General features: G+C 68.9%; 22 protein-coding genes and 1 pseudogene. 12 read left to right on the top strand and 11 right to left on the bottom strand.

Features of this window, described 5'->3' with window-relative positions:
* Positions 1-116 precede the first annotated feature (116 nt).
* The 3 genes from AC1DYP_RS18680 to crtY are packed head-to-tail and all read right to left on the bottom strand — an operon-like array spanning position 117 to position 3741.
* Positions 117-1046, bottom strand: a complete 930-nt coding sequence (locus AC1DYP_RS18680; protein WP_477047596.1) for a phytoene/squalene synthase family protein — start codon at positions 1044-1046, stop codon at positions 117-119.
* Positions 1043-2557 carry a phytoene desaturase gene (locus tag AC1DYP_RS18685; RefSeq protein WP_477047597.1) on the bottom strand — a complete coding sequence of 505 codons (1515 nt, stop codon included), beginning with the start codon at positions 2555-2557 and terminating at the stop codon, positions 1043-1045. The genes AC1DYP_RS18680 and AC1DYP_RS18685 overlap by 4 nt, the downstream gene beginning before the upstream one ends.
* Entirely contained in the window at positions 2554-3741 is a 1188-nt protein-coding gene (crtY, locus tag AC1DYP_RS18690; protein WP_477047598.1) for a lycopene beta-cyclase CrtY, read from the bottom strand. The genes AC1DYP_RS18685 and crtY overlap by 4 nt, the downstream gene beginning before the upstream one ends.
* A gap of 110 nt (positions 3742-3851) precedes the next feature.
* On the opposite strand from crtY, the gene folD reads away from it, so the two are divergent.
* Genes folD through AC1DYP_RS18710 form a run of 4 tightly spaced genes read left to right on the top strand, consistent with a single transcriptional unit; the run spans position 3852 to position 7132 of the window.
* Positions 3852-4745 carry a bifunctional methylenetetrahydrofolate dehydrogenase/methenyltetrahydrofolate cyclohydrolase FolD gene (folD, locus tag AC1DYP_RS18695; protein ID WP_477047599.1) on the top strand — a complete coding sequence of 298 codons (894 nt, stop codon included), beginning with the start codon at positions 3852-3854 and terminating at the stop codon, positions 4743-4745.
* Between the two features lie 29 nt (positions 4746-4774).
* The gene (locus AC1DYP_RS18700) at positions 4775-5362 is read left to right on the top strand and encodes a hypothetical protein (protein WP_477047600.1); all 588 of its coding nucleotides are present in this window, start codon (positions 4775-4777) and stop codon (positions 5360-5362) included.
* Positions 5359-5718, top strand: coding sequence for a c-type cytochrome (locus AC1DYP_RS18705; protein ID WP_477047601.1), 360 nt, complete (start codon positions 5359-5361; stop codon positions 5716-5718). Before AC1DYP_RS18700 ends, AC1DYP_RS18705 begins: the two co-directional genes overlap by 4 nt.
* 46 nt (positions 5719-5764) lie before the next feature.
* Positions 5765-7132 carry a D-arabinono-1,4-lactone oxidase gene (locus tag AC1DYP_RS18710; protein ID WP_477047602.1) on the top strand — a complete coding sequence of 456 codons (1368 nt, stop codon included), beginning with the start codon at positions 5765-5767 and terminating at the stop codon, positions 7130-7132.
* Positions 7133-7171: 39 nt separating this feature from the next.
* Here AC1DYP_RS18710 and AC1DYP_RS18715 read toward each other — a convergent pair whose 3' ends face one another.
* From AC1DYP_RS18715 to AC1DYP_RS18730, 4 genes are all read right to left on the bottom strand, one after another.
* On the bottom strand, positions 7172-7948 hold the full coding sequence (locus AC1DYP_RS18715; protein ID WP_477047603.1) for a DUF4760 domain-containing protein: 777 nt from the start codon (positions 7946-7948) through the stop codon (positions 7172-7174).
* Positions 7949-8198: 250 nt separating this feature from the next.
* Complete coding sequence (locus AC1DYP_RS18720) at positions 8199-8681, bottom strand: Hpt domain-containing protein (RefSeq protein WP_477035476.1); 483 nt, start codon at positions 8679-8681, stop codon at positions 8199-8201.
* A gap of 120 nt (positions 8682-8801) precedes the next feature.
* Positions 8802-9584: an NAD kinase gene (locus AC1DYP_RS18725; RefSeq protein ID WP_477035475.1), complete on the bottom strand. Its 783-nt coding sequence runs from the start codon at positions 9582-9584 to the stop codon at positions 8802-8804.
* A gap of 190 nt (positions 9585-9774) precedes the next feature.
* Positions 9775-10860, bottom strand: a complete 1086-nt coding sequence (locus AC1DYP_RS18730) for a DUF2336 domain-containing protein (RefSeq protein WP_477047630.1) — start codon at positions 10858-10860, stop codon at positions 9775-9777.
* 184 nt (positions 10861-11044) lie between these two features.
* Between AC1DYP_RS18730 and glpK the strand changes: the two genes are divergently transcribed.
* The 3 genes and pseudogenes from glpK to AC1DYP_RS18745 all read left to right on the top strand — a co-directional run.
* Positions 11045-12535 carry a glycerol kinase GlpK gene (gene glpK / locus AC1DYP_RS18735; RefSeq protein ID WP_477047604.1) on the top strand — a complete coding sequence of 497 codons (1491 nt, stop codon included), beginning with the start codon at positions 11045-11047 and terminating at the stop codon, positions 12533-12535.
* Between the two features lie 14 nt (positions 12536-12549).
* Entirely contained in the window at positions 12550-13500 is a 951-nt protein-coding gene (locus tag AC1DYP_RS18740) for an SMP-30/gluconolactonase/LRE family protein (protein WP_477047605.1), read from the top strand.
* Positions 13501-13506: 6 nt separating this feature from the next.
* A pseudogene (locus AC1DYP_RS18745) lies at positions 13507-13616 on the top strand (hypothetical protein); the annotation flags it as partial.
* Here the strand turns inward: AC1DYP_RS18745 and AC1DYP_RS18750 are convergent.
* Both AC1DYP_RS18750 and AC1DYP_RS18755 read right to left on the bottom strand, forming a co-directional pair.
* On the bottom strand, positions 13616-14293 hold the full coding sequence (locus tag AC1DYP_RS18750) for a uracil-DNA glycosylase (RefSeq protein WP_477047606.1): 678 nt from the start codon (positions 14291-14293) through the stop codon (positions 13616-13618). The pseudogene AC1DYP_RS18745 and the gene AC1DYP_RS18750 overlap by 1 nt on opposite strands.
* 2 nt (positions 14294-14295) lie before the next feature.
* Complete coding sequence (locus AC1DYP_RS18755) at positions 14296-14910, bottom strand: LabA-like NYN domain-containing protein (protein WP_477035471.1); 615 nt, start codon at positions 14908-14910, stop codon at positions 14296-14298.
* 14 nt (positions 14911-14924) lie between these two features.
* Between AC1DYP_RS18755 and folK the strand changes: the two genes are divergently transcribed.
* From folK to AC1DYP_RS18780, 5 genes are all read left to right on the top strand, one after another.
* Positions 14925-15461 carry a 2-amino-4-hydroxy-6-hydroxymethyldihydropteridine diphosphokinase gene (folK, locus tag AC1DYP_RS18760; RefSeq protein WP_477047607.1) on the top strand — a complete coding sequence of 179 codons (537 nt, stop codon included), beginning with the start codon at positions 14925-14927 and terminating at the stop codon, positions 15459-15461.
* A gap of 87 nt (positions 15462-15548) precedes the next feature.
* Positions 15549-17609 carry a M13 family metallopeptidase gene (locus AC1DYP_RS18765; protein WP_477047608.1) on the top strand — a complete coding sequence of 687 codons (2061 nt, stop codon included), beginning with the start codon at positions 15549-15551 and terminating at the stop codon, positions 17607-17609.
* Positions 17610-17667: 58 nt separating this feature from the next.
* Complete coding sequence (locus AC1DYP_RS18770; RefSeq protein ID WP_477047609.1) at positions 17668-18267, top strand: YdeI/OmpD-associated family protein; 600 nt, start codon at positions 17668-17670, stop codon at positions 18265-18267.
* 155 nt (positions 18268-18422) lie between these two features.
* Positions 18423-18782 carry a DNA-directed RNA polymerase subunit omega gene (rpoZ, locus tag AC1DYP_RS18775; protein ID WP_007671240.1) on the top strand — a complete coding sequence of 120 codons (360 nt, stop codon included), beginning with the start codon at positions 18423-18425 and terminating at the stop codon, positions 18780-18782.
* Between the two features lie 95 nt (positions 18783-18877).
* Complete coding sequence (locus tag AC1DYP_RS18780; RefSeq protein WP_477047610.1) at positions 18878-21127, top strand: RelA/SpoT family protein; 2250 nt, start codon at positions 18878-18880, stop codon at positions 21125-21127.
* A gap of 157 nt (positions 21128-21284) precedes the next feature.
* Here the strand turns inward: AC1DYP_RS18780 and AC1DYP_RS18785 are convergent, their stop codons facing one another.
* Positions 21285-23297, bottom strand: coding sequence for an ATP-binding protein (locus AC1DYP_RS18785; protein ID WP_477047631.1), 2013 nt, complete (start codon positions 23295-23297; stop codon positions 21285-21287).
* Positions 23298-23331: 34 nt separating this feature from the next.
* Positions 23332-23757 carry a hypothetical protein gene (locus AC1DYP_RS18790; protein WP_477047611.1) on the bottom strand — a complete coding sequence of 142 codons (426 nt, stop codon included), beginning with the start codon at positions 23755-23757 and terminating at the stop codon, positions 23332-23334.
* Positions 23758-23773: the final 16 nt, after the last annotated feature.

A 23773-nucleotide genomic window follows, 5' to 3' on the forward strand; every position in this document is an offset into this window, starting at 1 on the left:
TCCTCCCCCTGTGGGGGAGGTGTCGGCGTAGCCGACGGAGGGGGAGTGATCGGCCCGCTCAGCAAACTCCCCCCACCGATCGCTTCGCGATCGCCTCCCCCATAGGGGGAGGGGCTCTAAATCCTCGACCACATCGCCGGCCGCTCCGGCGCCGCGCCCAGCCGATCCAGCGTCGCTGACCTCAGCGCCAACACGCCGCCTTCCAGCGCTCGCCAGACCTTCATCCGTCCACTGACGACCACCCGTTCATCCCAGGCTTGGTCGCCCGCCTTGACAACGTCCAGCCCGATCTGGCGATAGACCCCGCGCGCGGCGCCGATCGCCCAGGCGCAGCGCAGCGGCAGGTCGCGCAGACCCCAGCGGGCCGAGGCGTAATAGGGCTCGGCGGCGTCGACTAGACGCTTGGCCAGGACCGCCACGGCGGCGCGATGGGCCGGATCGGCGACCGCGTCCTGCGGCACGCCCAGCTCGGCCAACCAGTCGCCGGGGACGTAGACCCGGTCGTTCCTGGCGTCCTCGACGATGTCGCGGGCGATGTTGGTCAGTTGGAAGGCCAGGCCCAGGTCCTGGGCGCGGCGCAGGGTGGGCAGGGCGTCCGGCTTCACGCCCATGACCAGGGCCATCATCGTGCCCACGACGCCCGCCACGCCCCAGCAGTACTCCAGCAATTCGTCGAGCGTCCTGTAGCGCCGGCCGGCCACGTCCATGGCGAAGCCGTCGATCATGTCCAGGGCGTAGCGTTCGGGGATGCCCCGGCGCAGGGCCACGGTCTGGAAGGCGGCGAACACCGGGTCGGTCGGGGTCTCGCCGGCCATGGCGGCGCGGGTCTGGGCGTAGAGGGCCTCGAGCCGGGCTGGCGCGTCGGCGACCGGGCTCATGCCGTGGCCCAGGGTCTGGCCGTCGATCACGTCGTCGCAGTGGCGGCACCAGGCGTACAGCATCTCGGCGTCGGCCCGGGTCTGGGCGTCGAACAGGGCGGCGGCGGCGGCGAAGCTCTTGCTGCCCTTCTGGATCGCCTCGCGGCTCTGCGCCTCCAGGTCGCTCATGCGTCCGCCGGAACGCAGTCGTCGATCATCAGCCCGGCCGTCGCCTTGGCCGAGCCGACCACGCCCGGAATGCCCGCGCCCGGATGCGTCCCGGCCCCGACGAAATAGAGGTTGGGGATGACGTCGTCGCGGTTGTGCGTGCGGAAGAAGGCGCTCTGGGTCAGGATCGGCTCCAGCGAGAAGGCCGCGCCCTTCCAGGCGTTGAGGTCGCTGACGAAGTCGTCTGGGGTGATGAAGCGGCTGGTGACCAGATCGGCGGTCAGGCCCGGAATGTAGTGCTTTTCCAGATAGGCCAGGATCTTGTCGCGATACTTCGGCCCCTCGACCGACCAGTCGATGTTGGCCGTCTTCAGGTTGGGCACCGGCGACAGGGCGTAGAAGGCCGAGCAGCCCTCCGGCGCCATGGCCGGGTCGCTGGCGGTGGGATGGTGCAGATACAGCGAGAAGTCGTCGGCCAGGCCGTCCTTGCCGTAGATCTCGCCGATCAGCTCGCGATAGCGGTTGCCGAAGCAGATGGTGTGGTGGCGGATCTCGGGGTGGGTGGTCTTCAGCCCGAAATAGACCACGAACAGCGACGGGCTCCAGCGCTTGGCCTCCAGGGCCTTGCCGACCTTCTTGCCCCTGGGGTCGTCCGCCAACAGATGGCGATAGGTGTGCATGACGTCGGCGTTGGAGGCGACGGTGTCGAAGGCCTCGAACTGGCCGTCGGCGCGCATCACGCCGGTGACGCGGCCGGCCTTGGTGGTGATCTTCCGGATCGGCGCGCCCAGGTGGATCGTCCCGCCCAGGTCCTCGAACAGCTTCACCAGCGCCCGGATCAGGGCGTGGGTGCCGCCGCGCGGGAACCAGACGCCGCCGCGCCGCTCCAGCGCGTGGATCAGGGCGTAGATCGACGAGGTGGCGAACGGGCTGCCGCCGACCAGCAGGCTGTGGAACGACAGCGCCTGGCGTACGTGCTCGTCCTTCACGAAGCCGGCGACCTTGTCATAGACGCTGCGCCAGGCCTGCAACTTCATCAGGGCCGGGGCGCTGGCGATCATGCTGCCGAAGTCGAGGAACGGCACCGCGCCCAGCTCGACATAGCCCTTCTGGTACAGCTCTTCGGAATAGGCGTGGAAGCGGCGATAGCCCTCGACGTCAGCCGGGTTGCGGGCGGCGATCTGGGCGTCGAGCTTTTCCTGGTCGTTGGCGTAGTCGAAGACGTCGCCGTCCTCCCAGACCAGCCGGTAGAACGGATCGACCGGCAGCAGCTCGACATAGTCCTCGATCCTGCGGCCGCTGAGCTCGAACAACTCTTTCAGGCAGTCGGGATCGGTGATCACCGTCGGGCCGGCGTCGAAGGTGAAGCCCTCGTCATGCCAGACATAGGCCCGGCCGCCGGGCTTCTCGCGGCCCTCGAAGACGGTGACGTCGAAGCCCGAGGACTGCAGGCGGATCGYCAGGGCCAGGCCCCCGAATCCCGCGCCGATCACGGCGGCCTTGGGCTTGGTCAGCGGCTTCGAAGTCGTCATGCGTCTTGTCCTCCGAACACCGAGCTTTCGCCGATGCACTTGATGGCCGCCGAGATCGGCACGGGCGGCTTGCCGATCAGGATCCGGGCCTTGTCCCACTTGGTCAGGCGCGCGGCGTAGAAGCGTTGGATCAGGCCGGGCGACAGCCGGTAGAAGCGCTCCAGCACCTTGTAGCGATCCCCCGGCGCGCAGGCGCGGAACAGCATGCGGTTCAGCAGCCGCAGGAAGCGCCGCTTCCGCCAGACGGTCTTGGACTGGGCCTCGACGCAGGCGCGGACGCTGGCGCTGGTGATGCGGGGCAGGGCGGCCACGGCCTCGGCCAGGCGCGCGGCGTCGGGCAGGGAGTAGCCGGTGGTCGGCTGGAACAGGGCGGCGCGCAGGCCCACCTCGGCGATGTGCGGCCGCGCCTCGCGCCAGTAGGCGTCGATGTCGCCGCCCAGGGCGATGGGCAGGACGCCTTCCTCCTCGCGCTCGACCTTGGCGATGGTCCAGCCCTGGGCCTTGGCGTAGGCGGCGATGGCGCCGCGCAGGGCGGGGCGGTCCAGGGCCGGGCCGTCGCTGTAGCGGGTGTCCTCGATCAGCAGCCGCGTGGCGTCCAGCGGCAGGACGTAGACGAAGCGGTAGCCGTCCTCCTGCGAGACCGTGGCGTCCATGATGATCGGCCGGGTCAGGCCGTGGGGGGCGGTCAGGCGCACGCCTTGGCCGACGAACTTCTGGTAGCCCAGGGCCAGGCTGCGGCTCTTGCGGGCGCCGCGACCGTCGATCACCGCCCCCGCCGCGATGGTCCGGCCGTCGGCCAGGGTCACCTGGTGCGGATTGACGTCGGACACCGTGGCGCCCAGCCAGGCGTCTTGGCCGAGGATGGCGCTCAGCAGCTTGTGCAGGCGCTCGGAGGTGATGGCCAGGTAGTCAGTCGACAGCTGGCGGCTGTGTCCCGGAAAGCGGACCTCGTAGCCCGACCAGCGATGGACGATCAGCGGCCGCAACCAGCCGGCCTCGACCGCGTCGACGTCGGTGGCGAAGTGGCACCAAGTGTGTTCGCCGCCGATGGTCGAGCCCTGTTCCAGCAGGATCACGCGCAGGCGGGGCCGCAGGCTCTTCAGCCGCAGGGCGATCAGGCCGTTGGCCAGGCCGCCGCCCACCAGGACGACGTCGGCGCGCTGGGTCGGGGACGCGGATGCCATTGCTTCGGCTCTAGCATGATTGGGCGACGCTCAAGCGACTTCTGATGAGCCTCCGCGCATATTGCGCGCGACCAGGGGAGACGGTAGGCACGCGCAAACAGGAGACGGCGATGTCGCAAGCCAGAATCATCGACGGCAAGGCCTTCGCGGCCCAGCTTCGCGAACAGGTCGCCGCCGAGGTCGCCGTCCTGAAGGCCGAGCACGGCCTGACGCCGGGCCTGGCCGTGGTGCTGGTCGGCGAGGACCCCGCCAGCCAGGTCTATGTGCGCAGCAAGGGCGAGCAGACCACCGCCGCCGGCATGCATTCCGAGACCCACCGCCTGCCGGCGGAGACGTCTCAGTCCGAGCTGCTGTCGCTGGTCGAGCGCCTGAACGACGATCCGGCCATCCACGGCATCCTGGTGCAGTTCCCGGTGCCCGACCACATGAGCCAGGCGGCCATCGTCGCGGCGATCTCGCCCGACAAGGATGTCGACGGCCTGACCGTGACCAACGCCGGGCGCCTGGCCAGCGGCCTGCCGGCCCTGACCTCGTGCACCCCGGCCGGCTGCATGGTGCTGCTCAAGGACGTGGTCGGCGACCTGAGCGGCAAGCGGGCGGTGGTGATCGGCCGCTCCAACCTGATGGGCAAGCCGATGGCCCAGCTGCTGCTGGCCGCCGACTGCACGGTGACCATCGCCCACTCGCGCTCCAAGGACCTGCCGGGCATCTGCCGCGAGGCCGACATCCTGGTCGCGGCGGTCGGTCGGCCCGAGATGGTCCGGGGCGACTGGATCAAGCCGGGCGCCACGGTTATCGACGTCGGCATCACCCGCTTCCCGTCACGCGACCCGGTCGCCGCGGCGGCCGGCAAGACCCGGCTGGTCGGCGACGTGGCCTTCGACGAGGCCAAGGAAGTCGCCGGGGCCATCACCCCGGTGCCGGGCGGGGTGGGGCCAATGACCATCGCCATGCTGCTGGCCAACACCGTCAGCGCCGCCAAGCGCCTGAACGGGATCGCCTAGAAGTCGTGCAAGCGTTTGGGGGAACGCCAATGTTCAAGACCAGAATCCGGGCCGCCGCGACGATGTTCGCGGGCGCGCTATGCTGCATTCTGCTGATCGGTTGCGGGGAGGACGGCGCGGCCGAGGCCCAGGTTTCGCGACCTGGCGAGCCGGCCGCGCGCCTTGCCCAATGTCCGTCGATCGACGAGGTCAGGGCATCCCAGGCGGTGCGGGACGACCTCTGGAAGCAAAAGGCCGCGCTGCAGCCCGTCTGCCTGTATGTCGCCGCATCCGGCACAGTCGCGACCGATCCCGGTCGGGCCAAGCAGTTCTTCGGTCTCGCCAAGGTGAGGATGCAATACGACTACCAGCGGTGTGCCGGTCCAATCGACGGTCCGACCTCGTCGGCCATGGCCGCGATCCGCATGTCGGCCGGGGACGCCCTGACCGCCGCCCAGGTCTTCGTGCAGAGCGACGAGATCATGGCCCTAGCCTTGGACAACGCCGTCTACGATTACCCGACCGAGCACCTGAAGGAGTTCTGCGGGGGCGCGGTGAAACGCCAGGCCGCCTGGCCCGCTGAACGCGCGGCGATGCAAGCCCAGATAAAGGCGCTCCAATCCGGCGGTCGTCAGTGAAGAGACGCCTAATCGCGTTGGTGTCGTTCGCGGCACTGGCGGCCTGTTCCAAGCCCGTCCCGCCCGCCCCGACGGCCGAGCAGGCTCTGGCGCTGGCTCCGGCCGATGTCCATCTGGCCGCGCTGTACGGCGAGTCCTGCAAGGCCTGCCACGCCGTCCCCGGCACGGGCGCGCCGCTGGTCCACGACCGCAAGGCCTGGGATCCGCGCTGGAAGCAGGGCGAGGCGGTGCTGCTCGACCACGCCGTCCAGGGCTTCCAGGCCATGCCGGCCGGCGGGCAATGCGCCGCTTGCACCCCGAGCGATTTCAACGCTCTGATACGCTTCATGGCGGGGCGCGAAGATCCCGCGACATAGGCCGGGGGCGGAACGGATGACGGTATCGAGACGAGGCGCGCTCCTCGTGGGCGCCGGATTGGGCGCGGCGGCGGTCGGCGGCGGCTATGCGGTCGCCACGCACGACAAGCCCGAACCGCCGTCCCCGCCGACCACCGACGCGAAGGGCCATCTGCTGTGGCGCAACTGGTCGGGCGTGCAGCACGCCTATCCCGCCGCCCGCGTCGCGCCCAAGACCGAGGATGAGGTCGCCCAAGCTCTGAAGACAGCCCTGGCGCCGATCCGGCCCGTGGGCGCGGGCCACTCGTTCACCGCCCTGGTCCCGACCGGCGGGACCTTGGTGTCGCTGGACTCGCTGTCGGGGATCATCGCCTGGGAGGGCGACGAGGCGATCGTCGCGGCGGGCACGCGGCTGGGCGCGCTGGGGCCGGCCCTGGCCGCCAACGGCCGGGCCATGGCCAATCTGCCCGACATCAACAAGCAGGCCCTGGCCGGCGCCCTGGCCACCGGCACCCACGGCACGGGCGCGACGATCACGGCCCTGCACGGCGACGTCACGGCCCTGCGCCTGATCACGCCCAAGGGCGAGGTCATCGACTGCGGCGAGCGCCGCAACGCCGACGTCTTCCAGGCGGCCAAGGTCTCGCTGGGCGCGCTGGGCGTGATCACCCAGGTCCGGCTGAAGACCACGGCAAACCGCCGGCTGGAACGCAACGTCTGGCTGGAGCCGTTCGAGGACGCCCTGGCCAAGGCCGAGGAACGCTGGGCCAGGCACCGCAATTTCGAGTTCTACGCCGTGCCGTTCACGGGCCTGGCCGCCTGCATCAGCCACGACGAGACCGACGCGCCGGCCATCCCGCGCGGTCCCGACCAGGACACCGTCTTCCTCGACGCCCTGAAGGGCCTGCGCAATCTGCTGGGCTTTTCGGCCCCGCTGCGCAAGGCCGCCGCCAAGGCCCTGCTGGGCGGGACAAAGCCCGAGAAGGCGATCGACGAAGGCTGGAAGCTGCTGTCCACCGAACGCCCGGTGCGCTTCAACGAGATGGAGTTCCACCTGCCGGTCAACGTGCAGCTGAAGGCCCTGGCCGAGGTCGTGGCGACCATCGAGAAGGCGCGTCCCGACGTGTTCTTCCCGATCGAATGTCGCCGCATCGCCCCTGACGACGCCTGGTTGTCGCCTTTTCAGGGCGAGCCCAGGGGCTCCATCGCGGTGCACGCCCACTACAAGGACGAGTTCGCCTTCCTCTACACCCTGATCGAGCCGATCTTCCGCCGCTACGACGGCCGGCCGCACTGGGGCAAGCTGCACAGCGTGACGGGCGACCAGCTGGCCGGGCTCTATCCGCGCTGGAACGACTTCCTGAAGGTGCGGGCGACGCTGGATCCCGACGGCCGGATGCTCAACCCGTACCTGAAGGGCCTGTTCGGGATTTGACGCCTGATCCGTGCGGTTCGGCCAAGTCGATGATGTCGCTCACACGTCGCGGAAGTAGTCGCGCAAGCGCGTGTAGGCCTCTAGCACGAGCGGGCGATCCCGTTTCAGAGAGGCAATGTAGGGTGAGCATTTGTCGTAATAGAAGCTCATGTTTCCCTTCAGGTTCTTCTCGATCAGCTCCAGGTCCAGATCTCCGCGTTCGACGCCGGCCGATATGAACTCGAAGTAGTTCAGGATGTAGCGAAGAGCCTGGACGGGATCGTGGTCCTTTGGATCGGTCGATCTGACCAGGCGGTCGATTTCAGCCTTGGTCACTTGGGGGTGGGGGCCGTCGCCAAACTGGATGTTGAAAGTCTTCAGGTGGTTGACGAAGGCGGGTTGGGCGAACCTCGTAGCCACGATGTTGATGGTGTGTTGCACCCGGGCGTTGCGATGCGCCACCCAGCCGGCGACGCCCCATCCGATCGCCGCCACGGCGATCGCCGCGATCGTCGCCGTGGCGGCGAATAGGGGATAGGTGCTCGGCTCCTGTAAATCCGCCTTGCCGAGCAAGGCGGCGACGGCAGTGGCGCAGCCCAGCGCGATGACGATGACCAGGAGCGGAACGGGCGTGAAGGGGCTCGAAATCCGCAGGTTGCTGTATCTTGAGACACTGGCTGTCTGGCGAACCGCCCTGCCTTCCGCCGCGCTTGCCGCACGCCGAAATCGTTCTTCCTCGACCGTCGAGAGTTCGAACCGCGCGAGCGCGTCGCTATTTTCTCCGTTGTGGATTGCGCGGAGAATGGCGCGACGGGTTTCGGGGGATCGGGAGATCAAATCTGTGCGCCATATAGCAAAACAGCCCCTCACGGGGCTGTTTGGTCTTCGGAGGGATAGCGCGGCTAACCGCCCGGGATATCTTCAGCGCGCATGGAAATCTCCATCTGTTGGCTTCGAATATAGGAGCGCAGTACTCGTGTCGTCAAGATTGAGCTTGGCCTTGGATGGCCGCCGCCTTGCTGGAAACCACTCATTGACGACATAGGTTCCGGACGTGGCGCCGGATCAGCCTCCGTGCACCAGCCGATCAGCCGGCCAGATACTCGGCCACGCGGCCTTCCAGTTCGGCGGCCAGAACCTTGCCGACCGGGTGGGTGTCAACCTTGATGTCGTCGCGCACGCAGGCCTTGATCGCGTCGATGTGGGCGTCGACCAGGAACATCGGCGCCGACAGGCGCGTGGCCGGCTCGTCGATCAGCCGGCACAGCGAAGCGGCCAGGCGGGTGATCAGCGGGAATTCGTAGGTGGCGCCCAGGCCCTTCAGGTCGTGGGCGCGCAGATAGAGGGTCTCGACCGTCTCGGCGGTCAGGCCCTGGGCGCGGACGTCCTGGCGGGCGGCCTCGAGCTTGACGATCTCGTCGTTGAGCCATTGGGCGAAGTTGCCCGACAGGCTTTTCAGCGCGGCTTCGGCCTTGGCGATGGCCGCCATGTCGATCCCGCCACGACCGCCTACCTTGAGCTTGAGCATGTTCGGCACCTGAATCACTTCCGCGGCGGACTTGTTGGTCACGGACGCTTCCCCCTAGGCATTGGTCTGGAATGTAGGATCAAGGCGTTAACATTAGATGAGACGCCCGTTTCTACCCTGACCAATGGGCAAGGATCGCCCTGACCAATAAGTCCAACGTTGTCAGGCCGAGAACTGCTCTGTCAGAACCCGCTCCTCAAGGCTTCGACCTGCGTCGAAGAGCATGGAGAGGCTGGCGCTGCTGTCCTCGGCGATATGGACTTCGACGACGTCGCGAACCTCGAAGTTGTCGGCCACGGCGCTTACCGGCCTCTTATCGCATTCCAGGATCTCGAACGTCACCCTGGCCGTCTGCGGCAAAAGCGCGCCACGCCAGCGCCGGGGACGGAAGGCGCTGATCGGGGTGAGGGCCAGCACCTGGGCGCCGATCGGGATGATCGGACCGTGGGCGGACAGGTTGTAGGCGGTGGAGCCGGCCGGGGTGGCCAGCAAGGCGCCGTCGCAGACCAGCTCGCCCATCCGCACCTTGCCGTCGATGCTGATGCGCAGCTTGGCGGTCTGGCGGGTCTGGCGCAGCAGCGACACCTCGTTGATGGCCAAGGCCCGGTGCTGCTTGCGGTTGGCGTCGATGGCGACCATGGCCAGCGGGTGGATCACGGCCCGCTCGGCGGCGTTGATCCGGGCCAGCAGGTCGTCCTCGCTGTACTCGTTCATCAGGAAGCCGACCGAGCCGCGGTTCATCCCGTAGATCGGCGTCTGGCGCTGAAGCGTGTCGTGCAGGGTCTCCAGCATGAAGCCGTCGCCGCCCAGCGCCACGATCACCTGGGCGTTCTCGTCGCCGACGTCGCCGTAGCGGGCGATGAGCCGTTCCCTGGCCTCGATGGCCTCGGGGCGGTCACTGGCCTTGAAGGTCAGACGGGTCACGAAGGGCAGGGGCTGGAACATGCGGCCAAGTGGCTGGATCGGTGTCGGGTTGTCAAACCGATGTGGCGCTCGACGCCCGGTCGCGCGGCGCTCAGGCGTTGGTCGGGTCGTCCAGGTCGCCGGCAAGATCGGCTCGGTTCGCGGGGTATAACCCTGACAAATGGACGGCCACGGACGATCGTCGACACAGCCGCGAAGAACAGGCCGGAGCCTAGGCCGCGCTGACGGCCTGGCGGAACGCCATGGCCGCGATGTCGGGCGCGAACGGGCCGAAGGCGCCGCTGGCCTTGCGGGCCGCTTCAGCGCCGCCGCCGGGGCGGCCGCCGTTCAGCTCGCGCACGTGGGCCAGGATGGTCGGGAAGACGCTGCGGTCGATGCCGACGGCCGAGCAGGCCAGGGCCAGAAGTTCAGGACGGTTGCTGTCGACCGCTCGCCGCACCTGGCGGATGTCGAAGCCGCCCAGGCGCGCCAGGGCGAACAGGAACAGCGGCAGGCGGCGCTCGCGCAGCACCCGCAGCAGGTAGCCGGGGCGCAGCTGGCCGGCGGCGTCCAGCTTCTCGACCAGGGCCGCTTCCATCTCCTCGCGATCCTCGGCCTGTTCGACGGTGGGCTTGTCGGCGATCGCCGCGCCGGCGTGGGCGGCGCGCAGCGAGGCGTCGACGGCCTTGGCCATCTTGTCGGGATCCAGCTGGAAGCGGCCGGTCAGCGAATCGCGCAGGGCGCGGCCCACCCACAGGTACAGCTGCTTGGCCAGGTCGCTGGAGAGGTTGGGGTGTCGGGCCAGGGGCGAGCGCAGGGCGACCACGTCACGGGCCTTTTCGACCAGCCGGCGCAGGCCCTCGGGCGAGATCTGGGCGGTGGGGTTGGAGGCCAGGGCGGTCAGCACCGCCGACTCGTCCTTGGCCAGGATGGCGTCGACCACGGCGGGCGACAGTCGCGGCCGGCGGGCGATCTCGATCTGATGCTCCAGCGTGGCCTGGACCAGCAGGCGGATCAGGTCGTGGTCCTGCAGGATCGGGCTGCGGGCGATGATCGGGCGGGCGATCTCGATCTCGTCGAGGGCCAGGATGTTGACCAGGGCGGGCGGCGCCCAGGCTGCGTCGGCCAGGCTCTGGGCCAGGCGGGCGCGGATGTCGCGCTCGGCCTCGACCACCAGGGTCATGAAGATCGAGTCGAGCAGGATCTGGACTTCGGGCGCGGTCTGGCCGCCGGCGGCCTGGCTGGCGTCGCACATCTCGACGATGCCGTTGAGCAGGCGTTCGCGATCGGCCGGCTCGCGGCTGCGGGCCAGGGACAACAGCTGCGCGGTCTGGGCGGCCTGGTTCACCAGGTCTCCTCGAAATCCAAGCTTAACCAAGACGGACCTTGGCTGCGTCAGATGAAAACATGCTTAAACAGGACAAGCCACGGAACGATGAGACAAGCGGCGCGATGTCGCAGGAAACGATCGTCATAAAAGTCGCCAGGGAGACGCAAGACGCATGGGCCAACCTCTGATCCTCGCGCTCGATCAGGGCACGACCAGCACCCGGGCGATCCTGTTCCAGGTCGACGGCAAACCGGTCTGCGACGCCGGCCGGCCGCTGCGCCAGAGCTATCCGCGCGACGGCTGGGTCGAGCACGACGCCGACGAGATCTACGCCGCCTGCGTGGGCGTGCTGCGCGACACGGTCGAGAAATGCGATCGCGACAGCGCCGACATCGTCGCCCTGGGGATCACCAACCAGCGCGAGACGGTGGTGGTCTGGGACAAGGCCACCGGCCGGCCGATCCATCCGGCCATCGTCTGGCAGGATCGCCGCACCGCCGACGTCTGCGACCGACTGCGCGACGCGGGCCACGAGCCGGCCGTCACCGCCGCCACCGGCCTGCTGCTGGACCCCTATTTCTCGGGCACCAAGATCGCCTGGATCCTGGACAAGGTGCCCGGCGCCCGGCGGCGGGCCGAGGCGGGTGAGCTGCTGTGCGGCACGATCGACACCTGGGTCATCTGGCGGCTGACCGGCAAGGGCGCCCACGTCACCGACGCCACCAACGCCTCGCGCACCCTGCTGTTCGACATCCAGGCCCAGGCCTGGTCGGACCCAATGCTGGCCCTGTTCGACGTGCCGCGCGCCCTGCTGCCGACGGTGCTGGACTGCGCGGCCGACTATGGGCAGGTGACGCCGGACATCCTGGGCCGCCCGCTGCCGATCCGCGGCGTGGCCGGCGACCAGCAGGCGGCGCTGATGGGGCAGGGCTGCATCAACCCCGGCGAGATGAAGGTCACCTACGGCACCGGCGGCTTCATGCTGGTCAACACCGGCGAGGACCGGCCGCATTCGGCCTCGCGCCTGCTGACCACGGTGGCGGCGCGGGTGGGCGGTCGGACGACCTACGCCCTGGAGGGCTCGATCTTCGTGGCCGGGGCGGCGATCCAGTGGCTGAACGAGGGCATGGGCGTGACCGGCGGGCCGCGCGGGGCCGAGGCCCTGGCCCGCTCGGCGCGCGACGGCCACGGCGTGGTCGTGGTGCCGGCCTTCACCGGTCTGGGCGCGCCCTGGTGGGACGCCGAGGCGCGCGGCGGGATCTTCGGCCTGACCCGCGACGCCGGCCTGGCCGAGATCGCCCAGGCCACCTTCGACTCCTGCGTCTTCCAGGGGCGCGACCTGATCGAGGCCATGCGGGCCGACGCCCCCTCGGCCTTCGAGGACGCCGCCCTGCGCATCGACGGCGGCATGGCCAAGAGCGCCTGGTTCAGCCAGCGCCTGGCCGACCTGACCGGCATCCCCGTGCACCGCGCCAGCTACCAGGAGACCACGGCCCTGGGCGCGGCCCTGTTCGCCGGAGTGGGGGCCGGGGTCTACGGCTCGGTCGAAGAGGCGGTGAAGTCGCGGCCGGAGGCGGAGATGCTGACGCCGACCTTCGATACGGTGACCCGCGAGGCGGCCTATGCGCGGTGGCTGGATGCGTTGCCGAGAGTGCGTTCGTGAGCGAGGCGTCCGTCATGACCTATCCCATCGTCGGACAGATCCACCGCCATTCGCCCGCCCTCGACGCCGTCGTCGCCCCCGACGCCCGAATCCAGCAACTGGCCGAGGGCTTCGTCTGGGCCGAGGGGCCGGTGTGGGTGCGTGACGGCGGCTACCTGGTGTTCTCGGACGTGCCGGGCAACGTCATGTACCGCTGGAGCGAGGCGGACGGGGTCAGCGAGTTCATGAATCCGTCGGGCTATGCCGGCCCGCCGACCGACGCCTTCACCGAGCCGGGCCAGAACGGCATGGCGCTGGACGCCGCCGGCGACCTGCTGGCCTGCGACCACGGCAACCGCGCCCTGGCCAGGATCGACCTGAAGACGCGCAAGAAGACGTTCTTCCTCGACCGGTATCAGGGCAAACGGTTCAACAGCCCCAACGACCTGGCGGTGTCGAAGACCGGCGCGATCTATTTCACCGACCCCACCTACGGCCTGAAGGGCCGCAACGCCTCGCCGTTGCGCGAGCTGGACTTCAACGGCGTCTACCGCCTGCGGCCGGACGGGACGCTGGACCTGCTGGACGCCGACCTGACCTTTCCGAACGGGATCGCCCTGTCGCCCGACCAGCGTCGGCTCTACGTCTCGGTCTCGGACCCTGACGGTCCCAAGCTGGTGGTCTACGACCTGGGTCCGGACGGCCTGCCGACGTCAAAGGCGCTGTTCTTCGACGCCATGTCGCTACGCCAGGCGGGCGGCCAGGGCCTGCCGGACGGCATGTGCCTGGACACCGAGGGGCGGCTCTACGCCACCGGTCCAGGCGGGGTGCTGGTGTTGACGCCCGACGCCGAACTGCTCGGCGTGATCGAGACCGGCACGGCCATCGCCAACTGCGCGTTCGGCGAGGACGGGAGCACCCTGTTCCTGGCCTCGAACCACACCCTGGCGCGGGTGCGGCTGAAGACGACGGGGTTGGTGTGGTGATGCCTTGCGTCCTTCGAGGCTCGCCTACGGCTCGCACCTCAGGATGAGGAATTCAGAGCAACAAAGCTCCTCATCCTGAGGCGCCCGCGCAGCGGGCCTCGAAGGACGCACAGCGCTACGGATTGACGTCCAGATACGCCTTCACCCGCGCGAACAACTCTTCGAACATCGGCGTCGTCAGCCGCCCGGTGTTCGTGTTCAGCCGCGAGCAGTGGTAGCTGTTGAACACCCGATAGGGCCCGGCCTGGAACTCCGTGCCGTGGCCAGGCAGGCCCGCCGAGGCCTTCAGGCCCAGGGCCTTCAGCAGATTGCGGCGCGAGACGTCGCCCAGCGTCACGATGGCCTTGAGGTTGGGGAACATCTCCAGCCGCGCGGTCAGGAACGGCCGGCAGTTGTTCTCCTCAGAGGTCTCGGGCTTGTTGCCGGGCGGGGCGCAGCGCACGGCGTTGGTCACCGCGGCGCCGATCAGCTTCAGACTGTCGTTGGGCCGGGCCTCGAACTTGCCGGTCGCGAAGCCGTACTTGATCAGGGTGTCGTAGAGCAGGGTCCCGGCAAAGTCGCCGGTGAACGGCCGGCCGGTGCGGTTGGCGCCCTTGCGGCCCGGGGCCAGGCCCACGACCAGCAGGCGGGCCTGGTGATCGCCGAACGACGGGGCCGGGCCGTTGAACCAGTCCGGATAGAGCTCCTGGTTCTCGCGGCGATACGCCACTAGGCGCGGGCACAGCGGGCAGTCGCGCGGCGGCTCGGCGGGCGAGGGCACGACCTCGCCGGGGATGTTGGAATGCTGGCCCATGACTAGTCCTCGTCGTCCTCGTCGCGGGTCTCATCCGGGGCCGCGCCGCGCACCGGATCGGTGACGAAGCGGGGCAGGGGATTGCCGCGTTGCGGGCGGCCGATGATGTTGCCCAGGTCGGCCAGGTCCACGAAGTTGTCGGCCTGGCGGCGCAGGTCGTCGCTGGTCATCGGAGGCTGGCTCTTCATCGTCGAGACCACGGTGACCCGGCGGCCCTTGCGCTGCACGGCCTCGACCAGGGCGCGGAAGTCGCCGTCGCCCGAGAACAGCACCAGGTGGTCGACCGTGGCGGCCATCTCCAGCATGTCGACGGCGATCTCGATGTCCATGTCGCCGCGCCACCGCTTGCGGCCCTGGCTGTCGGTGAACTCGCGCGCCGGCTTGGTCACCAGGGTGAAGCCGTTGTAGTCGAGCCAGTCGACCAGCGGCCGGATCGGGGAATACTCCTCGTTCTCGGCGATGGCGGTGTAGTAATAGGCGCGCACCAGCACGCCGCGCTTGCGGAACTCGTCCAGCAGCTTGCGATAGTCGATGTCGAAGCCCAGGGCCTTGGCCGCGGAAAAGAAATTGGCCCCGTCGATGAACAGCGCCAGGCGCTCGGTCGGGTAGAAGGTCACGTGATCGGAAATCCTTGAAAAATCAGCACGATCAAAATTGGCTGGATCAGGCGGTGGTGGTCGCCTTGGGCTGCAGCCTGCCGGGATTATACCCGAGTCGCGAGGCGTTGCTGGACGCGGCGCTCGAGGCTCTGGCGTCGGAAGGTCTGGCGGTGACGGAGCGTTCCTCCTGGTGGACCTCGGCCGCCTGGCCCGACCCGGCCGCGCCAGCCTATCTCAACGGCGTCGCGCTGGTCGAGACGGGGCTGTCGGCCGACGAGGTTCTGGCCGCCCTGCATCGCATCGAGGCTCGCTTCGGCCGTGTCAGGGCCGAGGCCAACGCGCCGCGCACCCTGGACCTGGACCTGATCGCCCACGGCCGCGCCGTGCTGGGCGGCGCGGTGATCGTGCCCCATCCCCGGGCCCACGAGCGGCTGTTCGTGATGGGACCGCTGGCGCGGATCGCGCCGGACTGGCGTCATCCGGTGAGCGGACGGACGGCGCGGGACCTGGCGGCGAGCGCGAGCGTGGGGACGGACGCGACGCCGCTCTCCCACATTGCTAAACTTTAATTCGTCGCCTGGCCAAGCCGGTTCGATAGTCCGCGCCAAATCGTGCTGAGCGCCGTCGCGCTCGCGCCCTCTTGGGGACCCTCCTGCATGACCTTCACTCGCTCGCTGCTCGCCTGCGCCGCCGCCTGTGCGCTTCTGTCCGCCGCGCCGGTCTTCACCTCCAGCGCCTTCGCCGGTGACAAGAGCGGGATAGACCAGACCAGCTTCGACAAGTCGGTCACCCCGGGCGGCGACTTCTGGGCCTACGCCAACGGCGAGTGGGTCAAGTCTCATCCGATCCCGGCCGACCGCAGCACCTACGGCAAGAGCGCGATCATGGTCGAGGAGGCCGCCAAGCGGACCGTCGACCTGATCCAGGAAGCCGCCAAGCAGGGCGGCGCGGGCAACGGCCAGAAGGTCGGCGACTACTACGCCAGCTACATGGACGAGGCGGCGATCGAGGCCAAGGGGATCACGCCCCTGAAGGCCGACCTGGCCCGCATCGCCGCGATCAAGGACAAGACGGCCCTGGCGGCGGTGCTGGGCGGCAATGTCCGCGCCGACGTCGACGCCCTGAACGCCACCGACTTCTACACCGACAACGTGCTGGGCCTGTGGGTCTCGCCGTCGTTCGACGACACCAGCAAGTACGCGCCGTTCCTGCTGCAGGGCGGCCTGGGCATGCCCGACCGCCAGTATTATGTCGGCGACAGCGCCGCGATGAAGGACGCGCGCGGCAAGTACGTGGCCCACATCGCCAAGATCCTGACCCTGGGCGGCGTCGCCGACGCCGACGCCAAGGCCGCCCGGATCATGGCCCTGGAGACCAAGCTCGCCCAGGCCTCCGGCAGCCGCGCCGACAGCGCCGACGTCCAGAAGGCCAACAACAGCTGGACCCAGGCCGACTTCGCGGCCAAGGCCCCGGGCCTGGACTGGAAGACCTTCTTCACCGCCGCCGGCCTGGCCGACCAGCCGCGCTTCATCGTCTGGCACCCGACCATGGTCACGGGCCTGGGCCAGGTGACGGCCGACGAGGGCCTGGACACCTGGAAGGACTACCTGACCTTCCACCTGCTGGATCACTATTCGAACCTGCTGCCCAAGGCCTTCGTCGACGAGCGCTTCGCCTTCTACGGCGCGGGCCTGCAGGGCACGCCGCAACTGGCCGTCCGCTGGAAGCGCGGCGTCAACTCGACCAACGCCGTGCTCGGCGAGGCGGTCGGCCAGGCCTATGTCGACAAGTATTTCCCGGCCCAGTCCAAGGCCGAGGTCTCGGCCATGGTCGACACCATGAAGGCCGCCTTCGAAAAGCGCATCGACAGCCTCGACTGGATGGCCCCGGCGACCAAGGCCGAGGCCCACCGCAAGGTCGAGGTGCTGAAGGTCGGCGTCGGCTATCCCGACACCTGGCGCGACTATTCGGGCCTGACGATCGTGCGCGGCGACGCCCTGGGCAATCTCCAGCGCTCCGAGGCCTTCGACTACGCGACCGCCAAGGCCAAGCTGGGCAAGGCGGTGGATCGCGGCGAGTGGGTGATGACGCCCCAGACCGTCAACGCCGTGAACCTGCCGATGCTGAATGGCCTGAACTTCCCGGCCGCCATCCTCCAGGCCCCCAACTTCGACTCCAGCTATGACGCCGCCGCCAACTACGGGGCGATCGGGGCCACCATCGGCCACGAGATCAGCCACAGCTTCGACGACCAGGGCGCGCAGTTCGACAGCCAGGGGCGCCTGCGCAACTGGTGGACCCCCACCGACTTCGACCACTTCCAGAAGGCGGGCTCGGCCCTGGCGTTGCAGTTCGACGGCTACAAGCCGTTCCCCGACCTGGGCGTGAACGGCAAGCAGACCCTCAGCGAGAATATCGCCGACGTCGCCGGCCTGGCCGCGGCGCTGGACGCCTACCACGCCTCGCTGGGCGGCAAGCCGGCCCCGGTGATCGACGGCCTGACCGGCGACCAGCGGTTCTTCCTGGCCTACGCCCAGAGCTGGCTGAGCTATGCGCGGGACGCCTCGCTGCGCCAGGCGCTGATCACCGACGGCCACGCCCCGGCCCGCTACCGCGCCCTGACCGTGCGCAACCTCGACGCCTGGTACGACGCGTTCGGCATCAAGCCGGGCGACGCGCTGTACCTGCCGCCAGAAAAGCGCGTGAAGGTCTGGTAGGCAGGTCTTCCTCGTCCCGGGCCTCGCGCCCGGGACACCCCTTGCCCGAGAACCGCTGATGGCCGCCATCGAGGTCAATCCCGCCCACGTCCACGAATTCGTCGACGCCGACGCGTTCCATGACTGGCTGTCGCGCCATCACGACAAGCAGAGCGAGGTCTGGATCAAGATCCACAAGGTCGACTCCGGCCTGCCCTCGATCACCGCCAAGCAGGCGATCGATGTGGTGCTGTGCTGGGGCTGGATCGACGCGGTGCGCAAGGGCTTCGACGACAAGAGCTTCCTGCAGCGCTACACGCCGCGCGGCAAGAAGAGCATCTGGAGCCAGATCAACGTCGACAACGTCGCCCGCCTGATCGCCGAGAAGCGGATGACCCAGCACGGCCTGCGCGAGGTCGAGGCGGCCAAGGCCGACGGGCGCTGGGACAAGGCCTATGGCAGCGGCAAGGGCATGAAGATCCCCGACGACCTGCAGGCGGCGATCGACGCCAGCCCCAAGGCCAAGGCGATGCTGGCCAAGCTGTCCGCCCAGAACCGCTTCGCCCTGGCCTTCCGCACCCACAACATGAAGACCGAGGCCGGGCGGAAGAAGAAGATCGAGACCTTCGTGGCCATGCTGGAGCGCGGCGAGACGGTCCATCCGCAAAAGAACAAGTAGGAGAGGGCGGTCTGGACGCCGTCCCGCTGGACTTCTCCGAACGGACACGGCATAAGCGCCCCCTCGCGAAAGCCGGGACTCTACCGATGCGGCGTTGTGTAACGCCGCCTAAGACCCTATTTTGCGATAACTACGGCTCTTAGCCCGAGGAATTCATGGCCCGCGTCACCGTCGAAGATTGCGTCGAGAAGGTTCCCAACCGCTTCGCTCTGGTCCTGCTGTCCGCCCATCGGGCGCGCGGCATCTCGGCCGGCGCCTCGCTGCTCGTCGATCGCGACAACGACAAGAACCCCGTCGTCGCCCTGCGCGAGATCGCCGACGACGTGGTCGATCACGAGGGCCTTAAGGAACAGCTGATCACCACGCTGCAACGCGTCGATGAGCACACCGAAGCCGAGGAAGAGGCCGAAACCCTCGCCCTGCTGGCCGATCCCACCCACATGCAGATGAGCGAACTCGAACTGGTTCGCGCCCTGCAGAGCGACCGCGACGGCGGTCAGGAGGAGCGGTACTGAGCCCCGACGGCGCAGACCCTCTCATTCTCGAAGCGGCGCCCGCCGCCGCTCTTTCCGAACGCGCGCCCGATGCAGAATCGGGCGCGTCTTCGTCTGTGGCTCCGGCCAACGATCCCGCGCCGGCTCCGGCCCCCGCCGCCGCCGCGAAACCTCGCCAGAAGTTCCTCCGCCAGTACGAGCTGATCGAGCGCGTCCACGCCTACGATCCGACGGCGGACGAGGCCCTGCTGAACCGGGCCTATGTCTACGCCATGCGCATGCACGGCTCGCAGACCCGGGCCAGCGGCGACCCCTACTACGCCCACCCGATCGAGGTGGCTGGCATCCTGACCGAATACCGGCTGGACACCGCGACCATCGTCACGGCGCTGCTGCACGACGTGATCGAGGACACCCCGGTCACCAAGGAGGAGATCTCCAAGCTGTTCGGCGAGGAGATCGCCGAGCTGGTCGAGGGCGTCACAAAGCTCTCGAAGCTGGAGCTGCAGGCCGAGCACGCCCGCCAGGCCGAGAACCTGCGCAAGTTCATCCTGGCCATCTCCAAGGACGTCCGCGTCCTGCTGGTCAAGCTGGCCGACCGTCTGCACAACATGCGGACGCTGCATTTCATCAAGAGCCAGGCCAAGCGCGAGCGCATCGCCCGCGAGACGCGCGACATCTACGCGCCCCTGGCCCGCAACATCGGCTGCCACCGCATCTGCACGGAGCTGGAGGAGCTCAGCTTCGAGCACACCAATCCGGTGGCCCGCACCGCGATCATCCGCCGGCTCGACACCCTGCGCGCCGAGCAGGGCGGGGCGGTGGCCCTGGTCAGCCAGGAGATCTCGGCCCGCCTCGAGAACTCCGGCCTGCCGGCCCGGGTCTTCGGCCGCGAGAAGTCGCCCTATTCGATCTGGCGCAAGCTGCAGCGCAAGTCGATCGGCTTCTCGCAGATGTCCGACATCTATGCCTTCCGGGTGATCGTCGACAGCGAGGAGGACTGCTACCGCGCCCTCGGCGTCGTGCATCGCGCCTGGTCCAGCGTGCCCGACCGCTTCAAGGACTTCATCTCGACCCCCAAGCGCAACAACTACCGCTCGCTGCACACCACGGTGGTGGGGCCGCGCGGCATGCGCATCGAGATGCAGATCCGCACCGAAGCCATGGACCGGGTCAACGAGGACGGCGTGGCCGCCCACTTCCGCTACAAGGACGCCTCGTACGGCCTGGACCTGGAAGGCATGGAGGCGGCCGGCGGCCGCGATCCGCTGGCCAACCTGCGCCAGCTGGTCCAGGTGCTGGAACACGGCGGCGACGCCGAGGAACTGGTCGAGCACGCCAAGCTCGAGATGTTCCTGGACCAGGTGTTCGTGTTCACCCCCAAGGGCAAGCTGGTCAGCCTGCCGCGGGGCGCGATGCCGCTGGACTTCGCCTATGCGGTCCACACCAGCGTCGGCGACACCTGCATCGGCGTGAAGATCAACGGCGAGCTCAAGCCGCTGCGCACCCTGCTCAACAACGGCGACGTGGTCGAGGTGGTCCGGGGCTCCAAGCCCGTGGTGCCGCCGGACTGGCGCTCGCTGACGGTGACCGGCCGCGCGCGCTCGGCCATCCGCCGCCACATCCGCCAGACCGAGAAGGAAGAGTTCCTGCGCCTGGGCCGGGCCTCGGTGGAGCAGGTGTTCGAGCGGGCCGGCAAGAAGCTGAAGGACGTCTCGCTGCGGCCGATCTTGGAACGCTACGCCCTGGAGACCGAGGAGTCGCTGTTCGACGCCGTCGGCCGTGGCCGCGTCTCGCCCAGCCAGGTGCTGGAGACGGCCTTTCCGGGCATGAAGGACATCGACGTCGCCGTGGCCMCGGCGCGACGCAAGATCGAGGGCGGCACGGCTGCGCGGCTCTATGTGCGCGGCGGCGGCCTGACCCCGGGCGTGTCGCTGCATTTCGCCCACTGCTGCAGCCCGGTGCCGGGCGACCGCATCGTCGGCATCCTGCGCGAGGACGGGGCCAAAAACGAAGATGGGGGCCTGGACGTCCACACCATCGACTGCCCCAAGCTGGCCGAATACGAGGATCGCGAAGACCTCTGGCGCGACCTGAACTGGACGCCCGAGGCCGAGCGCGAGACCGTCTCGCTGGCCCGCCTGCACGCCACCATCGGCAACGCCCCGGGCGTGCTGGGCCAGGTCTGCACGATCATCGGCGAGGCCGGCGGCAACATCGTCAACCTGCGCATGCACCACCGGCAGAGCGACTTCTTCGACGTCGACATCGACGTGGAGGTCCGCGACGCCAAGCACCTGACCAACATCTCGGCGGCGCTGCGCACCTGCCCGACCGTCGAGACCGTGGACCGGACGCGGGGCTAGGGGTCTTTCCACTCCGCTCATCCCGGCGAAGGCCGGGACCCAGATCCCATGGCGGTGTGGTGGGTTGGAAACGTTCAGCGCTCGTGGCGTCAGCCTCAAAGCCATTCCATCTGGGTCCCGGCCTTCGCCGGGATGAGCGGATCGAGAGGGTGCTGGTTTAGAGCTGTCCCCCGACCTCAACCGGTTCGCCCACCGCCGCCTGGCGCAGGATGTGCGACAGCTCCTCGACCGAGTAGGGCTTGTGCAGCAGCGGGAAGCCGTGGTGGGCGTCGGTGGCCAGCACGTGGCTGTAGCCGCTGGTCAGCACCACCTGCACGCCGGGCCAGCGCCCGTTGATGATGCGGGCCAGCTCGACGCCGCCGATCCCCGGCATGACCACGTCGCTGAACACGATGTCGAACGGCGTCGTGGTCTCGAGCCGCGCCAGGGCCTCGACCGCGTTGGTCGCCAGCTCGGTGCGGTAACCCAGGTCCTGCAGCAGCTGGGTGGCGAATTCGCCGATCGCCGCGTTGTCCTCGACGACCAGGACGCGCCCTTCGTGGCGGGTGCGGGCGGGCGCGGGGGAAAGCTTGACCTGGGTCTCGATCCGCCGCGTCCGGGGCAGGTAGAGGGTGAAGGTCGAGCCGTGGCCGAGCCGGCTTTCCACCGCCACGTCGCCGCCGGACTGCTTGGCGAACCCGTAGACCTGGCTGAGACCGAGACCCGTGCCGCGACCGACCTCCTTGGTCGTGAAGAACGGCTCGAAGATCCGCGCCAGATCGTCCTGCGAAATGCCGCCGCCGTCGTCGGCCACGGCGACGGTGACGAAGTCGCCCTGGCTGGCGGCGTGGCCGCGAATGGCCGGGATCGCGTCGGCCGCGCCGATGCGGACCGTCAGCGCGCCTTCGCCGCCCATGGCGTCGCGCGCGTTGACGGCCAGATTGATCAGGGCCGTCTCGAACTGGTTGATGTCGGACTCGACGAAGCAGTCCTCGCACGCGATCGAGACGTCCAGCCAGATGCGGGCGCCCAGGATCGAGCGCAGCATGTCGCCCAGGGTCTCGACCTTGGTGGCGACGTTGAAATGCTCGGGCTTCAGGGCCTGGCGGCGCGAGAAGGCCAGAAGCTGGCTGGTCAGCTTGGCGGCGCGGTCGGCCGTGTCGGAAATGGCGTCGATATAGCGGCGCCGCCGGTCGGCCGGCAGGTCGCGGGTGCGCAACAGGTCGGCCGACGAGCGGATGACCGTCAGCAGGTTGTTGAAGTCATGGGCCACGCCGCCGGTCAGCTGGCCGATGGCCTCCATCTTCTGGGCCTGGCGCAGAGCCTCCTCGGCCTGTTTCAAGGCTTCCGCCTGCTGCTTTTCCTCGGTGATGTCGCGCCCGTAGCCGTAGACCAGGCCGTCCTCGAAGGCGGTGTTCCACGAGATCCAGCGCGCGCCGCCCTCCAGCGTCCGATAGCGGTTCTCGAAGCCGGTGACCTGCGGGCCGGGGAAAACCTCGTCTAGCGCACGGTCGGTGGCGGCCGCGTCTTCGGGCACGACGAAATCCGCGATCCGGCGGCCGATCACGTCATCGACACGATGACCAAGGATCCGGGTCCAGGCCGGGCTCACCGACTGGAAGACGCCGGCGGCGTCGACCACCACCATCAGGTCGCGGGCGTTGGTCCAGATCCGGTCCGACCGGCGGCGTTCCTCCTCCACGCTGCGGGCCTGGGCGAAGGCGCCGGCCGCCCGGTCGGCGACCAGGGTCGCCAGGTCCAGCAATCCCTCGTCGTCGCGTCGATGCGGATTGAGGCCCAGCACCAGGATCGCCGCCGGATCGCCGTGCAACCCGGGAATGGGAATGACCAGGCCCTCCGTCGGCGGGATCGCCCAGGCCCCGGTCGGATAGGTTCCTCGCGGCAGGGCGTGCTTGCGAAGCCCGGCGTGCGCGGCGTCCAGCGGCCAGGACCGCTGCAGAAGCTCGCGGCCTTCCTCGGTCGCCGAACAGCCCACCCGCCCGCCGAGGGGGTCGCTGACATAGGCCAGCGAGAAGGGGAAGTCCTCGGTGTTGGCCGCCAGGGCGTCGCACACGCCCTGCAGCACGGCGTCCTGGGTCACGGCGCCGATCAGGCACTCGCCCAGCCGGCGCACCGTCTCCAGCCGCCGCTCGCTGATGACCCGCTCGGTCTCCTCGGTGACCACGCACATCAGGCCCTTGATATCGCCCTGATCGCGCAGCGGGCTATAGGAGAAGGTGTGGTAGGTCTCCTCGGGATAGCCGTTGCGTTCCAGCAGCAGCAGCAGGGCCTTGTTCCAGGTCGGACGGCCCCTCCAGCATGACCGACCGGAACAGCGGCTCGACGTCGTCATAGATCTCGGGCCAGACCTCGCGGACCGGGCGGCCCAGGGCCGTCGCGTTCTTGATCCCCAGCGTGGGAACGTAGGCGTCGTTGTAGAAGAAGCGGAGATCCTGGCCCCAGCCGAGCCACATCTCGAAGCGCGAGGTCAGCATCATGGCCAGCGGCGTCGTCAGACCGGTCGGCCAGGTCTCGGGCGGACCCAGCGGCGTCGCGGCCCAGTCGGTCTCCCGCATGCGGCGCGCCATATCGCTGTCGCCCGGGAAGACCTGGACAAGCGTCTGGCTCATGTCGAGCGGCATGGCGTTCACGAATTTTCCAGCGGCG

The sequence above is a fragment of the Caulobacter sp. P1_D6 genome (genome assembly GCF_056406095.1).